Below are 15369 nucleotides of genomic sequence, written 5' to 3' on the forward strand. Positions count from 1 at the left end.
TTGTTTTTCTGTCGGGTGCTTTACCTTTCTGCCGGGGGCGGGGGGGGGGGGGGGTGGGCCGCGCCGTCGGCCGGCCCCACCCCCGCGGGCGCGGGGGCCGCCCCCGGCCCCGGCGCCGACACCACGGAGCTGACGGAGGTGAAGGCCGCCGCCCGGCGGTTCGCCCAGGCGATCCGCGCGGCCACCGGCGGGGCCGTCGGCGACCCCATCGCCTGACGGCCCCTTCCGTCAGCCCGCCGGTTGCCGCGTGTCCGTCGGGAGGTCTTCCGGCAGCAGCAGCCGCAGGTCGTCCAGGCCTGGTGCGGCCATCGGGCCGATCCGCCGGGCCTGCCGCGTCATCATCGCCTCCAGGATCTGGCGGGCCGTACGGGCGTTGCCGAACGAGCGGTCGCGCGGCAGTCCGGCCACGTACTGGAGCAGCGCCTCGACGGTCTCGGGTGCGCAGTCGTAGCCGGAGGCCGTGGCGTGGCGGCTCATGATCTCGACCAGTTCGTCCGTCGAGTAGTGCTCGAAGTTCACCGAGCGGGAGAAGCGCGAGGCCAGGCCCGGGTTGGAGGCGAGGAAGCGAGCCATCTCCTCGGTGTAGCCCGCGACGATGACGACGACCTCGTCACGGTGATCCTCCATCAGCTTCAGCAGCGTGTCGACGGCCTCGCGGCCGAAGTCGGAGCCGGCGCCCTCGGGGGTGAGGGTGTACGCCTCGTCGATGAACAGCACGCCGCCCAGGGCGCGTTCGAAGACCTCCTTGGTGAGCTGCGCGGTGTGGCCCACGTAGCGGCCGACCAGGTCGGCGCGGGCCACCTCCACCAGCTGGCCGGTGGCCAGCACGCCCAGGGAGAGCAGCAGGTCGGCGTAGAGCCGGGCCACGGTGGTCTTGCCGGTGCCGGGCGGGCCGGAGAAGACCAGGTGGTGGCTGATTTTCGGGGTGGGAAGGCCCGCGGCCTGCCGCTGCCTGGTGGCCGACAGCAGATTGACCAGGTCGGTGACCTCGCCCTTGACGGCCTCCAGGCCGATCATGGCGTCGAGGTCGGCGAGCAGTTCCTCGGAGCTGCGGCCGCCGCCCGCGCCCGCCGCGGCCGCCGACTCGTCCGCGATGTCCTCGGGCAGCAGCAGGGAGAGGTCGGCCTCGGCGGGGTTGGCCATGGAGCCGAGCCGGAACGCCTGCCGGTCGACCATCTCCTCGAAGACCTGGCGGGCCGCGCGGCCGTTCCCGAACGTGGCGTCGCGCGGTATCCGCTCGTAGTGTCGGGCGAGAGCGTCCAGGGTGTTCGGGGCCAGCTCGTAGCGGTGCGCCGCGCACATGCTCTCGGTGATGGTCACCAGTTCCTCCACCGAGTAGTTGGCGAAGTCGATGGTGCGGGTGAAGCGGGAGGCCATGCCCGGGTTGGAGGCGAGGAACGAGCCCATCTCGTCGGTGTATCCGGCGGCGATGACGACGACCTCGTCGCGGTGGTCCTCCATCAGCTTCAGCAGCGTGTCGATGGCCTCCTTGCCGAAGTCGGCGCCGGAGCCCTTGCCGTCGGACAGCAGCGTGTAGGCCTCGTCGATGAACAGCACGCCGCCGAGCGCCTCGTTGAAAGCGTCGGTGGTCTTGATGGCCGTACCGCCGATGACCTGGGCGACCAGATCGGCGCGGGAGACCTCCACCAGATGCCCGGAGCGCAGCACGCCGAGTTCGGCGAGGATGCCGCCGTAGAGCCGGGCCACGGTGGTCTTGCCGGTGCCGGGCGGGCCGGAGAAGACCAGGTGCCGGCTCATCGGCGGGACGGGCATGCCGAGGCTGGCCCGGCGCTGCGCGAGCTGGTTGAGGTTGACCAGGGTGCGCACCTGGTGCTTGACGTCGGCGAGGCCGATCAGCGACTCCAGCTCCGCCAGCGGGCCTTCGGGCTTCTTCTCGCCGGGGCCGGCGGCGGCCTTGCCCTCCTGGGCCAGGTCCCCGGCGGTCTCGCCCCAGGCGTCGGGAGTGGCGTTCCCGCTGCTGTTCAGGCCCTGGACGGTGAGGCGCTCGGTCGCGCGGGTCTGCTTCAGGCCCGCGCCGCGGTTGTCGCGCACGGCGCAGTCGGTGAGGGTGACCTGCTCGGAGCTGTCGACGCGGATGCCGTCGCCGACGCTGCCGCTGATCTGGCAGGCCTCGAGCGTGGCCCGGCCCCCGTTGGCGACGAGCACGCCGTGCGCCCCGGCCTCGGTCACCTGGGCGCGGGTGGCGGAGAGTTCGGCGCCGCTCTCCACGTGGAGCCCCGCGGCGGTGCCCGCGTGGATCTGGCAGTCCCGCACGGTGGACCGGCCCCCTGTGCCGACCCAGACGGCGGCCTGGGCCGTCGAGCGCAGCACGGTGCCGGTGATCTCGGGGGCGCCGCCGCCCGCGGCGCGGATGCCCGCCCCTCCGGAGCGCTCGACCGTACAGTCCTCCAGGCGCCCGCGGCCGTCCTCGACGACCTCCACGCCGTGGCCGCCGGGCGCGAGGAGACGGGCGTTGCGCAGCAGGGGGTTGGCCCCGGTGCGGATGGAGACGGCGACGCCGGCCGCGTCCACCACCTCCAGACGGTCGAACTCGGCCGAGGCGTCCTCGGACAGCAGGACGGCCGCCGTCACGTCGGCACAGTCGCGCACGGTGGTGTCGGAGAGCAGCGGGGCGCTGGAGCCGACGACGCGGATCGCGGAGGAGGCCGCGGCGTCGAACGCGCAGTCCTGGAACGTGCCCCGGGAACGCTCCGTGACCGCAAGGCCGTTGCCCTTGGTGCGCGCGGTGCCGCAGCGCAGCAGCTCCGGGTCGGCGCCCTGGGCGAGCACGATGCCGGGTCCTGTGGTGTCGCTGACGGTGACCTCCTCCAGCACCGGCCGGGCGGCGCTGGTGACGTAGACGCCGACGGAGGTGTCGTGCACGTGGGTGCGCGCCACGTGCGTGGCGCACCGGCCCTCCAGGGCGATGGCGGGCTTCTCGGTGCCGGAGATGTCGCAGTCCTCGACCCGGCCCTGCGCCTCGCCGTTGGCGAGCAGGCCATTGCCCTTGGCGTCGCGCATCCGGCAGCCGCGCACGGTGGTGCGGGCCTGCTCGCTGAGGACGACGGCGGAGGTGCCCAGGTGCTCGATCAGGCAGTCGTCGATGATGCTGCCGGTGGTCGCGGTGTCCACGACGCCCGCGCCCTCGGGGTTGGAGATCCGGCAGCCGCGCAAGGCCAGCGAGCCGCTCTCGCGGGCGAGGAGCGCCGTCCAGCCGGAGCCGACGACGGTGCAGCCGTCCATGGCGACCTGGCCGCGCGGCGCGTCCACCACCGGCAGGTCCTCGCTGCCGCCGCGCAGCGTCAGGTCGGTGAGCATCACGGCGTCCGCGACGAGCACCACGGCGGTGCCGCGCGGCGGGCAGATCTCCACGCTGCCGCGATCACCGTCTGCAACAAGGGTCAGCCGGGTCCTGACCGTGAGGTTCTCGCGGTAGCGGCCGGGCTTGACGCGGATGACCGCTCCCGTGCGCGCCTTCGCCAGGGCCTCGCCGATCGTCCGGAAGTTCTCCGTCTGGTCCGGGCCGACCGTGAGCAACTGCCGTGACACGCAGGGACCTCCTTGTTGTGGTGCCTGGGCCGACTTCCCGGCCAGACAGAACGAGCCATCCAGGTAAACGGAACTATCGAGTTGAAGAACTTTATATGGGTAAATCGACCACCTTGCGGTGGTTCCTCCCTGGGCCGCGTAACATGCGCGCCATGCGACGTGCTCTCTCTCATCGTCATCCGGTGGCGCGGGTGGTCGCCGCCGCCGCGCTGGCCACCGCTCCGCTCGCCACCGCGGCCACCCCCGCCGCCGCGGACACCGGCTCGGGCTCGGTGGAACTTCCCCCCGTCGTCGCCGTGTTGGCGTCGGACGTCCCGTGTGCGAAGGCGTCCACCAGGAAGGCCGAGGACGCGACCTGGTCGCGGTCCACGCTCGGGCTCGGCCGGGCCTGGGAGCTGTCCCAGGGCGCCGGGGTGACCGTGGCCGTGGTCGACTCCGGCGTCGGTACGGACATCCCGGCGCTGTCCGGCCGGGTCACCGCGGTCGGCGACGCGGGCGAGGACTGCGTGGGCCACGGCAGCTTCGCCGCGGGCCTGATCGCGGCGGCACCCGTCAAGGGCGTCGGCGTGGCGGGGGTCGCGCCCGGGGCGCGGATCCTGGCGGTGCGCGGGACGCAGCCGCGCGGCGAGACCACCGCCGCGACCCTCGCGGCGGGCATCCGCACCGCGGCCGACAAGGGCGCCGACGTCATCTACGTCGGGCGGGTGCTGGCGACGGGGAAGGCCGAGCTGACCAAGGCCGCGGCATACGCGGCCGAGCGCGACGCGCTGGTGGTGGCGCCGGTCGGCCCGGACTTCCTCCCCAGGGACCGGAACACGGGCCAGACGGTCGAGCCCGCGCCCTGGTACTGGCCCGCGTCCGCGCCCGGCGTGCTCTCGGTCATCGACTACGGCCCGGACGGCAAGCGCCCCGACAGCGCGCCCGCGCTGGACGGCGCGGACCTGGCGGCGCCGGGTGACGCGGTGGTCAGCGTCGGACCCAAGGGCTCGGGCCACTACATCGGTTCGGGCTCCTCGCTCGCCGCGGCGCACGTCGCGGGCGCGGCGGCGCTGGTACGGGCCCGGTACCCGGAGATGTCCGCGGCCGAGGTCGCACGGCAGCTCACGGTGGCCGCGTATCCGTCGGACACACCACGGGTGGACCCGTACGCGTCGGTGAGCTCGCTGCTCACCGACCAGCAGGGCGCCCCCCCGAAGCCGGCGGCTGCCCATGTCCCCCCGGCCGCCTCGCCCGAGCCGCGCCATCGCGCCGTGATCATCGCGGGCGCGGGCGGCGGCCTGCTGCTGCTGGTGGCCGCCGGGGCCGTGGTGATCCCCCGCGGCCGGGCCCGGCGCTGGCGCCCGGGGGACGCGCGGGACCGGCAGCCCACGGAGGCCATAGCGCCCACGACGCCCACGGAGCCCGCGGGGACCGGGGCTTCCTGAGGACCGCTGCCCGCACGGCCCGACGGGGCCGTGCGGGCCCTCTGCCCGTTCCGCCGGAATTCCAGCCCGTTTCGGGTGGCAACTCACTCCCCATGCGGGCAGCCTCTTCACCGATATGGGCAACCACCCCGCCCGCATGGACGGCCCACCGCGCTCTTTCCGGTAATCGCCGACGCGTCGCCGACTCTTTTCCGGGCAGTCCCGCAAAGGAATTCGGTCAGCCTCCGGAGTAATTCGGGCAGCCGCCCCGCCCTTATATTCCGGGCGGGTGTCCGCGACCTTGCGGGAAGGTGAATATCCCCGGGGGGACCGGGCCGTTTTCCCGCGCCGGCGCGTCATTGCGCCGGCCCGTCGTCCACGAGCGCAGTCTGCACCCGCGTCGTCTTCTGCCGGGCGATACGCGTGGCCCGCCCCGGCGCCAGCACCCGGCCCTTGATACTGCCGAAGAGATATCCCTCCGCCGGCGGGCAGGACAGCAGCAGACTGGGGGTGTTGACCTCCAGCATCCGCCGCAGCAGGCGGTCGTTGAGGCCGCGCGAGGCGCCCGCCGCGGCGCGGGCCACGACCAGGTGCAGCCCGACCTCGTAGCCGAGCGCGAGGTGCGCCAGCAGCGGGTCGAACGGCGCGTTCATCGAGTCGCCGCCCACCATGTCGTAGTCGTCGACCAGGATGAACAGCCGCGGGCCAGTCCACCAGTCGCACAGCTTCATCCGGGCCGGCGTGATGTCCGGGCCCGGCACCCGCTCCTTGACCGCCGGGGCCGCCCCGCCGATCATGTCGCGCAGCGCGTCGATGGAGACCGCGTGGCCGAGGCGGTACTCGTCGGGGATGGCCTCCACCAGGGTGCGGCGGTAGTCCACGACCATGATCCGCGCCTCGGCGGGCGTGTACCGTTCCATGATCGCCTTGGCCGTCAGCCGCAGCATGTTGGTCTTGCCGCTCTCGGTGTCGCCGACGACGACCATGTGCGGGGTCTCGCTGAAGTCGTGCCACACCGTCGACAGTTCGTTCTCCTCCAGGCCGATCGGCATCCGCAGGTCGCCCTCGGGCGGCGGGAGCTGGGAGACCGGCAGCCTGGTCGGCAACATCCGCACCTGCGGGGTCCGCGGCCCCGGCCAGCTCTCCTTGACCGCCGCGACCAGTCCGGCGACCCCGTCCGCGAGGTCCTCCGCGCTCTCCACGCCGTCGATGCGGGGCAGCGCGGAGAGGTAGTGCAGCATGCCGTCCCGGGTCAGACCGCGGCCGGGCAGCCGCGGCACGGTGGCCGCGCGGCGGCTGTTGATCTCGGAGTCCATCGCGTCGCCCATCCGCAGCTCCAGATGGGTGCCGGCCTGGTCGCGCACGCCCGCGGACAGCTCCACCCAGCGGGCGGTGGTGACGATCAGGTGGATGCCGTAGTTGAGGCCGCGGGCGGCCATCGAGTTGAACGTCTGGATGTGCTGGTCGAAGTCCTGCCGCACCGTCGACCAGCCGTCGATGACCAGGAACACGTCCCCGTAGGGCTGGTCCGCGAACTCCCCGGCGGCCCGGCGGCGCCGGAAGGTGGCCATGGAGTCGATGCCGTGATCGAGGAAGTACCGCTCGCGCGCGGCCAGCAGCGAGTTGACCTCCGCGATCGTCCGGCCCACCCGCTCGGTGTCCAGCCGCGCCGCCACCCCGGCCGTGTGCGGCAGCTCCGCCAGGCCCGCCAGCGAGCCGCCGCCGAAGTCCAGGCAGAAGAACGACACCTCGCGCGGGGTGTGGGTGAGCGCGAGCGCGGTGAGGAGAGTGCGCACCAGGGTGGACTTGCCGCTCTGCGGGCCGCCCGCGATGGCCATGTGCCCGCCGACGCCCGACAGGTCGATCGTCAGCAGGTCGCGCAGCTGCTCGAAGGGCTTGTCCACGATGGCGATCGGGACGGTCAGCCGCCCCCGCCCCGGCCAGCCGACGGTGGTCAGCCCCAGGTCGGGGTCGGGGGTGAGCGGCGGCAGCACCTGGTCGAGGGTCGCGGGCAGGTCCAGCGGCGGCAGCCACACCTGGTGGGCCGGCGGCCCCGCGGTGAGCAGCCGATCCACCGCGACGGACAGCAGCGTGTCCCCCGTCTCCTCGAACTCCGCCTCGGGCTCCGGCTCGGGCACGTCGGGCAGCTGGCGCGGCACCACGTAACCGGAGGTCCACGGCATGGTCTGGCTGGCCACCCGGGCCTGGTTCGCGCCGGCCCGCCGCTCCTGGTACGGGCCGGAGACGTACGCCGCGCGGAACCGGGTCAGCGCCTCCACACCGGACTTCAGATAGCCGCTGCCGGGCCGCGGCGGCAGCTGGTAGGCGTCGGGCACGCCGAGCACGCCGCGGCTCTCCATGGCGGAGAACGTGCGCAGCCCGATGCGGTACGACAGATGGCTCTCCAGCTGGTGCATCCGGCCCTCGTCGAGCCGCTGCGAGGCGAGCAGCAGATGCACGCCCAGGCTCCGCCCGAGCCGCCCGATCATCACGAACAGGTCCATGAACTCGCGGTGTGCCGCGAGCAGCTCGCTGAACTCGTCGACGACGACGAACAGGCTGGGCAGCGGTGTCAGCGGGGTGCCGGACGCCCGCGCCTTCTCGTAGTCCAGCGCGGAGGTGTAGTTGCCCGCCGCCCGCAGCAGCTCCTGCCGCCGCATCAGCTCGCCGTGCAGGGCGTCCTGCATCCGGGAGACCAGCGCCGCCTCGCCCGCCAGGTTGGTGATCACCGCCGAGGTGTGCGGCAGCTCGTCCAGGCCGAGGAAGGTGGCGCCGCCCTTGAAGTCGACCAGGACGAAATTGAGCGTTTCGGAGGAGTTGGTCAGCGCGAGCGCCAGCACCAGGGTGCGCAGCAGCTCGCTCTTGCCGGAGCCGGTGGCGCCGATCAGTATGCCGTGCGGCCCCGTGCCACCCTGGGCGGACTCCTTGATGTCCAGCTCCAGCGGGGTGCCGTCGGCGCACACCGCGATCGGCACCCGCAGCCGGGCGGAGCCGGTGTTGCGCTGCCACAGCGTGGCCGGGTCGTGCCGGCGCAGGTCGCCGATCCCCAGCAGGGTGGTCAACTCCACGTTCGCCGCCAGCGGTTCGGCGACCTCGCTGCCCATGCCCATCCGATACGGGGCGATCCGCTTGGCCAGCGCGGTGGCGCCCCTCGGCCCGAACCGGTCGGGGCGGCCGAGTCGCGTGGGCTGCTCCTTGCGCTCCCGGTCGGTACGGACCAGCGTGAAGTCCTGCCCGGACACCTCGAAGCGGAGCGTGACCCGGCCGGGCCGCCAGGACAGCGCGCCGCTCAGGTCCAGCACGACGGCGTTACGGAAGCCCGGCCCGTCCAGCCGGTGTCCGCCGGGGACGCTCCCGCCGTCCACCACGATCACGGTGAACGGCTCCTCGCGCCCGGCCGCCGCGTCCGGGTCGAAGGCCGGCCGCTCCAGGAACTCAGGCCCGAGCAGGTCCTCCAGCTCGTTGAAGGCCGAGACGCACATGCGGGCCGGGCCCGCTCCGTCGCTCTCCTGGGGGTGGAGGTTGTGCGGCAGCCACTTCACCCATTCCCAGTCCGCCCGCCGCTCGTCGGACACGCACAGCGCCACCCAGATGTCGTCGGGCGCGTGGAAGGTCACCAACTGGGCGATCATGGCGCGGGCGACGGAGCGTATCCGCTCCTCGTCGCCGCGGAACAGCACCCGCGCCCAGGCCCGCAGGTAGATGGCGATGGGCTGGTCGGGCACGGTGGAGTACGCCCGGATGAAGCTGCGCAGGGCGTGCGCGGCCAGCGGCTCCAGGTCCTCCACCGGCGTGGTGGCCTTCGGCGTCAGCCGCAGGCCGAGCTTCTGCTCGCCGACGGCCACCCGGACCTCGCCGAAGTCCTCGTCCTGCGGGCGGCGTTCCCACAGCCGGGTGGTGCCCACCAGCGCCCACAGGGCCACGGGATCCGGGTGGCGCCAGGCCAGCGCCTTCTTCTGGTCGGCCACCGCGGTGCGCACCTTGCGCCGGATCTGCGTGAGATAGCGCAGGTAGTCGCGGCGCTCGCCCTTCAGGCGCTGCTTGCGCTCACTGATCTTGCGCATCATCTGGCCGAGCATCATGGCGGCGGACGCCAGCACCATCATGCCGACGGCCAGGTACATGAAGTGGCTTCCGGACGCCCGGCTCATGCCCGGCCGCATGAACATCAGCATCATCGACACCGACATCAGCGCCATGGGCAGATACGTCCACACGGCAGAGCTGTCGGGCACCACCTCGGGCAGCGTGGGCGGCTCCTGGAGGTTCAGCTCGCCCTCGGGCATGTCCGGGCCGCGGCGACGGGCCGGCCTGCGGAACAGGACCACACTCAACGAACGGTCTCCTTACGGGCGGTGTGCGGATGAAAACCATGCCCTATTGAAATGCAGGTCCAGCCTTTTCCGCCACCGCGAGAGCTTACGCCCGGAGTTTCAGTTCCATTGCGTCAATGAACTCCAGTGACATTCTGTCACTTAGTGACACGCTGTCCTTTGGTCTCTTTACTTGTGCACGCCATGGAACGTGTGTACTTTGCCGCAAGGTAAGTGCATTACCCAGGTGTGCGGACGGAGCCATGGCCTACCGAAATACAGGTCCACCCCGTTTCGCCACCGAGACAGCTTCCGGCCGGAGTTTCTGTGTCATTCTGTCGTTTCGCGACACGATTTCTTTCGGCGGAATACCCCCGGAGGAGCGTGAGTCGGCCAGATGACTGACACCCAGGTTGCCGACCTGTGCCGGCTGACCGTCCGCGCGCCCGCCAAGAGCGTCGACCTGGCGGTGCCCTCCGACGTCCCCGTGGCGGACTTGCTGCCCGCAGTCCTCGGCTACGGCGGCGAGGACCTCGACGAGGCCGGCATCGACCACGGCGGCTGGGTGCTGCAACGCCTCGGCGCCGGGCCGATGGACGAGGAGCGCACCCTCGACTCGTACGATCTGCGCGACGGCGAAACGCTGTACCTCCGGCCGCGCACCGAGGCGCTGCCCGAGGCCCACCTCGACGACCTCGTGGCCGGCATCTCCGACACCATGCGGTCCCGCCCCTACGGTTGGACCCCCGAGGCGAGCCGGCGGCTGCTGCTCGGCCTCGCGGTGACCGCGCTCACCGGCGGGCTGGTGGTGCTCGCCCTGCCCGGCGGCTCGGCGGGGGTGCGCGCCCTGTGCGCCGCCGTGGCCGGACTGCTGCTGATCGCGGGCGCGGGGTCGGCGAGCCGCGCGGTCGGCGACGCCGGAGCGGGCGCCACGCTCGGCTTCATGGCCGCGCCCTACCTGGCGTTCGCCGGATGGCTGCTGCCCGGCGGCGACGTCACCGGCGCACACGCCAACGAGGTCCTGGGCTCGCGGCTGTTGGCGTCCTGCGTGGCGGGCGCGGGCGGCGCGATCGTCGTGCTCGCCGCGGTGGCCGCGTACGCCGCGCTCTTCCTCGGCACCGGCGTGGTCGCGGCGTTCGGCGCGATCACCGGGACCCTCATGATCACCGCGGACCTGGCGCCGCACCATGTCGCCGGGATCATTGCCCTGGCGGCGGTGGTGCTCGGCGCGTTCGTCCCCTCGCTGTCCTTCCGGATGTCGGGGCTGAAGGTGCCACCGCTGCCGACCAACGCCCAGCAACTCCAGGAGGGCATCGAACCGCACCCGACCGCGGCGGTCATCGGCCGCACCGCGCTCGCGGACGGCTGGATGAGTTCGCTGTACGGGGCGGTCGGCGCCACCTGCGCCGCCTGCCTCGCGGTGCTCGCCTGGTACGCCAACCTCCCCTCCGTGCTCACGGTGGTGGTGCTGTCGCTGCTGCTGATGCTGCACGCGCGGGGTCTGGGCAACACCTGGCAGCGGCTCTCGCTGACCCTCCCCGGCGTGGGCGGGCTGCTCCTGCTGATCCTCGTCGGCGCGGAGTCGTACGCGCCGGACCGCCGGCCGCTGGTGGCCGCCGGACTGCTCGGCCTCACGGCGGTCATCGCCATCGTCTCCTGGACGGTACCGGGGCGGCGCCTCGTCCCGTACTGGGGACGGGCGGCCGAGATCCTGCACTACCTGATGGCGCTCAGCCTGCTGCCCCTGGTCCTGTGGGCGCTCGGCGTCTACAGCGCCCTGCGCGGGCTGATGGCGTGAGCGGGACGGACCGAGACGGAAGGGAGTGACCGATGCAGACGAAGCGGGATCAGGTCCAGGCGCACATGTTCGTCATGGGGCGGCTGACGTCCGCCATGCTGCGCGCGGATCCCGACGCCCCGGAGAGCCCCCAGGGCAGGACCAACCGGGCCGTGACCATCAGCGTCCTCATCGGGATCCTGCTCTGCGCCGGAGCGTTCGTCTTCGGCCTGCTCAGCCCCGGCACGAAGAGTTCCTGGCGGGACCCGGGCACGCTGGTCATCAACAAGGAGACCGGCACCCGCTACCTGTACCTGGGCGGACGGCTGCGCCCGGTGCGCAACCACACCTCGGCGCGGCTGCTCGCGGGTGACCAGATGAAGGTCATGACCATTGGGAGCAAGTCGCTGCGCGGCACCCCGCACGGCTCGCCGGTCGGCATCAGCGGCGCCCCCGACGAGCCGCCGGGCAACGACAACCTGACCGCCGACCCGTGGCAGGTGTGCTCCGGCAACACCAGCGGAGCGACCGGCACCACGGTGGCCGTGGGCGCCAAGGCCGACGGCGCGGGGCTGAAGTCCGGGCAGGGGCTGCTGGTGAGCGGACCCGACAAGGACGACTACCTGGTGTGGCAGGGCCGCAGGCTGCGGCTCGACCAGAAGGCCAACGCCGCCGAGGCGCTCGGCTACGGCTCCACCAAGCCGGTGCCGGTCTCGGCCGCGTTCCTCAACTCCCTGCCCACAGGACCGGACCTGGCCCCGGTCGACGTGCCGGGCCGGGGCGGGCAGGGGCCGGCACTGGGCGGGCTCAAGACCCGGGTCGGCCAGGTCTTCAAGGTCGCCGCGCCGGGCGGCACCGCCCGCTACTACCTGCTGCGCAAGGAGGGTCTCGCCCCGCTGACCGCCACCGGCGCGGCGCTGCTCCTCGGCGATCCGGACACCCGGCAGAAGGCGTACGCGGGCGGGGCGGTGTCGCCCGCGAGCCTGGGCGCCGACGCACTGAGCGGCCATCTGGCCCCGGACACGACGGAGGTGGAGACGGGGAAGCGGCAGCCGCAGACCCCGCCGGAGCCGGTGGACCTCGGCGCCGGACAGACACCGTGCGTCGGGGTGGAGTCCGGGGGCGACGGTACGCGGGTCAGTGTGGCCCTGATCCGCGACGTGGATCTCGGCCCGACCGCGCAGGCCCCGCCGGAGGGGCTGGTCCCGGCGTGTGTGACGGTCAACCGGATCACGGTGCGGCCGGGCGGAGGCGCGCTGGTGCATGTGCTGGGCGCGGGCGGCGGCGAGGTCGGCAACACGCTTTACCTGGTGACGGACACCGGAATGAAATACCGGCTGCCCGCGGCCGATTCCCTGAAGGCGCTGGGATACAGCGAGGGCGAGGCACAGGCCCTTCCGTCGTCACTGCTGGCCATGCTGCCGACGGGCCCGGATTTGACTCCACAGGCGGCGAGCGAGGGGCGGAGTAAATCCTCGGCGCCGCGGTGTGGAACAGAGAAATGACAGGCCGCCAGCGCACCCTGCCTGGTGGCGGATAACAGCCGAAGGGGCATCGCATGTCAGGACTGACGAGGTCAGAAGAGAGCGCAACCCGCAACGGAATCTCCGCCACGGAACAGACGTTCAGTAACATCCAGTTCAGCCGCCAGGACGTCGAGAACACGAAGTTCAACGTGGGCAGCGCCTACGGAGGCAGTGACGGCAAGAAGTACCAGGACCTGCTACAGCAGTGGGACGACCAGGCCGAGGTCATCTCGACGAACCTCAGGGACGTCATCGACCAGCTGAACGAGACGCTCCGGCAGAACAACCTGACGCAGGGTTCGCAGAACGACGCCGTTGACCAGCAGTACTCGCAGTCGCAGTCGATTTTCGACGCGTTGCACGGCTGAGCGAAACCCCGGGTGACGGACACCCGGTCCCGTTCCGCATTCCCTCAACCCTCCGAAGCGAAGAGAGGCACCTGCTGTGTCAACCGACTTCTCCGACGGGCAGATCTACGTCCAGTTCACGCATACCGACAACGCGGCTGAGGACATGCGTCTTCAGACTCAGCAGATAGAAAAGGCTCTCGCCCAGTACGAAGAGGACATGCAGAAGCTCATCAGCAGTTGGGAGGGTGACGACCAGGAGGTCTACGTCAAAAAGCAGCAGAAATGGCATGAGGCCGTCGAGAAGATGAAGCAGCTCCTCGCGAGCCATGCGACGCTGCTGAACGAGATCGGCGACAACTACCGGACCAACCAGCGTAACCTCACGCAAGGCTGGGAGAACGTGAAGATCGGCCGCTGAGGCACGCGGTGCGGTACGGGCGACTGTCTGCGGCTCTGGAACACGTGGGCGGTCGCCCGTTTCGGCGTAGGACATCCACGGAGAGCAGCGGTCGACGAGAAGGGGCAGTGAGATGGCCGAGCAGATTCAGCTGAACAAGAAGTGGATGGAGAACTTCATCAATGTCGATGTACATGACTTCCAGGCGGAGCTGAAAAAGATCCTCAAGGACAAGGGGGATATTCCCGCGCTGCTCAGCCTGAAGTCGGAGAATCCGCACGGCTGGAAGGGTGCGAACGTCCCCTCGGGGACGAAGCTGCCCCTCACGATCGGTTCCATGACCGAAGAGGAGACGCTGACCAACGGGTCGCACCTGCACAAGAGCCTGGTGAAACTCATCGACCAGATCGTGGAGATGATCGAGGATCAGCAGACGCTCTTCGACGACATCGAAGACAATCTGCGGGACACCGTCAATACGTTGCTGAAGACGCAGGACGACAACCTGGCCAAGATCGACGGCGAGAAGTTCCTCGACCACATCGAAGATGTGGACGACGACCTGTCGGGCTCTGGCGGGGGCGATGGCAAGGACGACTAGGAATGTCATGACAGTGAAGAGCAATGACAGCGAGTGAGCTCTAGCCGTCCTGGCTGAGCACCGCAGTACCCCACATCTCCCTTGTTCCCCCGCCCGATGGAGGCGCCGCCGTGTCGTTTTCCGAGGACAGTGATCGCTGGCAGCAGGCGGTCTATTACTTCACCGGTTACGACGCGCCACACATCGACAAGCTGTTCACCGAGTGGGTCGGCAACGATGACATCCCGCTGATGAAGGTGGAACTCACCAAGCAGAGCCGCGTCACCTATGTCGATGTGGATGATCTTCAGTGGCGTGTCGATAACGCGGGTCGCGGCGTGAACAACACGGACTTCGTGATCCCCTTCTACAAGACGGGGAACGAGGAGGAGTCCGGCAAAGATGCGGCGGGAGACCAAGTCACCTATTACAAAGCCCGGTTCACGCTCTTGGGCAACCACAACGGAAAGGACAGGCCGACCGGCGGTGTGTACGAGGGGGGCGAGAACAAGGCCAAGTACGACAACGACTTCAAGAAGTCGGATGAAGGGACCACGTGGGACACCGGCCCGCATACGCAGTACTCCTACGGAACGGGCCGGGCCCTTGAGGCCCTGCTCGACAACGACGGTGGTACGCGTGGCTTCGAGTGGAACGGACTCGACGTGCCCGCCGAACGGGTCGTCGATCTCGCATCGTTCGCCAGGGCGGCCGGCGCCTTCGACCGTGTCGCTCAGTTCTACGCCGACCGCCAGGCGGTACTGGAGGAATGGCACAAGCGGGTCGGGATGGAGGAGAACGACGCATGGAAGGGCACGGCCGCCGGCGTCTTCTGGGATCTCATCCACACGCTGGGCAAGCGGTACGAGGACTATGCGGATGACCTGCGCAAGGGTGCGATGTTCTCCGTACCGGGTGACGCCATCCGGATCGCAGGTTCGGTGTTCCAGAAAGAGGCCCGGAAGCTCCAGCAGCACTGGGCCCGCTGGGAAATAAAGGATGGTAACCCGCTGAGCTTCGTCTCCGACCTGCTGTCGGAGATCGTGGACCACGTATGGGACACCAACATCACGAACATCACCTACAAAGTGCATACCGCTGCCAGAGGTGAAACGAGAACCACCTATCACGCCACCGGTAATTTCCGCCAGGATGCCGTCGATAAAAATGGCAAGAACTACGGCCCGCTGAACAGTCTGGACACCTGGAAGGCGGTCGGCGCAGCGGCGATCGAGCGGTGGAAGAAATCCGTCAAGGAAAACCTGGTCGACAACGCCGACCTCGCGCTGCGGGCGGTGCACGACGCGTGGAGCCCATCGGTCTTCGACGTCGGCACCATCAAGACCTCGAGCGGCGACAGCCTGTCCCAGGATTACGAGAAGGACAAGGCCGACAAGGAGAAGAAGGAGGCGGAGGAGAAGGCGGAGAAGTACCGCAAGGAGCAGGAGGCGAAGGAGGAGAAGTACCGGAAGGA

9 protein-coding genes and 1 pseudogene are annotated in these 15369 nt (G+C 70.5%); 8 read left to right on the forward strand and 2 right to left on the reverse strand.

Annotated features, from left to right (window positions below):
* Window positions 1-216: pseudogene (locus ABTY62_RS00005) on the forward strand (hypothetical protein); the annotation flags it as partial.
* Window positions 217-228: 12 nt separating this feature from the next.
* Here ABTY62_RS00005 and ABTY62_RS00010 read toward each other — a convergent pair.
* Window positions 229-3549: a right-handed parallel beta-helix repeat-containing protein gene (locus ABTY62_RS00010; RefSeq protein WP_352127004.1), complete on the reverse strand. Its 3321-nt coding sequence runs from the start codon at window positions 3547-3549 to the stop codon at window positions 229-231.
* A gap of 152 nt (window positions 3550-3701) precedes the next feature.
* On the opposite strand from ABTY62_RS00010, the gene ABTY62_RS00015 reads away from it, so the two are divergent.
* Window positions 3702-4973 (forward strand): S8 family serine peptidase, encoded by a 1272-nt coding sequence (locus tag ABTY62_RS00015; RefSeq protein ID WP_352127005.1) that lies wholly within the window; start codon window positions 3702-3704, stop codon window positions 4971-4973.
* Between the two features lie 335 nt (window positions 4974-5308).
* Here ABTY62_RS00015 and eccCa read toward each other — a convergent pair whose 3' ends face one another.
* Window positions 5309-9280 (reverse strand): type VII secretion protein EccCa, encoded by a 3972-nt coding sequence (eccCa, locus tag ABTY62_RS00020; RefSeq protein WP_352127446.1) that lies wholly within the window; start codon window positions 9278-9280, stop codon window positions 5309-5311.
* Between the two features lie 382 nt (window positions 9281-9662).
* On the opposite strand from eccCa, the gene eccD reads away from it, so the two are divergent.
* The 6 genes from eccD to ABTY62_RS00050 all read left to right on the forward strand — a co-directional run.
* Window positions 9663-11063, forward strand: coding sequence for a type VII secretion integral membrane protein EccD (eccD, locus tag ABTY62_RS00025; RefSeq protein WP_352127006.1), 1401 nt, complete (start codon window positions 9663-9665; stop codon window positions 11061-11063).
* A gap of 32 nt (window positions 11064-11095) precedes the next feature.
* Window positions 11096-12547 (forward strand): type VII secretion protein EccB, encoded by a 1452-nt coding sequence (gene eccB / locus ABTY62_RS00030; RefSeq protein WP_352127007.1) that lies wholly within the window; start codon window positions 11096-11098, stop codon window positions 12545-12547.
* A 53-nt stretch (window positions 12548-12600) separates the two neighbouring features.
* Window positions 12601-12936 carry a hypothetical protein gene (locus ABTY62_RS00035; protein ID WP_352127008.1) on the forward strand — a complete coding sequence of 112 codons (336 nt, stop codon included), beginning with the start codon at window positions 12601-12603 and terminating at the stop codon, window positions 12934-12936.
* Window positions 12937-13012: 76 nt separating this feature from the next.
* Complete coding sequence (locus tag ABTY62_RS00040) at window positions 13013-13336, forward strand: WXG100 family type VII secretion target (RefSeq protein WP_352127010.1); 324 nt, start codon at window positions 13013-13015, stop codon at window positions 13334-13336.
* 112 nt (window positions 13337-13448) lie between these two features.
* Window positions 13449-13916, forward strand: coding sequence for a type VII secretion system-associated protein (locus tag ABTY62_RS00045; protein WP_352127011.1), 468 nt, complete (start codon window positions 13449-13451; stop codon window positions 13914-13916).
* Window positions 13917-14026: 110 nt separating this feature from the next.
* A partial coding sequence (locus tag ABTY62_RS00050; RefSeq protein WP_352127012.1) for an AAWKG family protein occupies window positions 14027-15369 on the forward strand: 1343 nt, incomplete at its 3' end.

This window comes from Streptomyces sp. NPDC097640 (assembly GCF_040302705.1).
Taxonomy (GTDB): Bacteria; Actinomycetota; Actinomycetes; order Streptomycetales; family Streptomycetaceae; genus Streptomyces.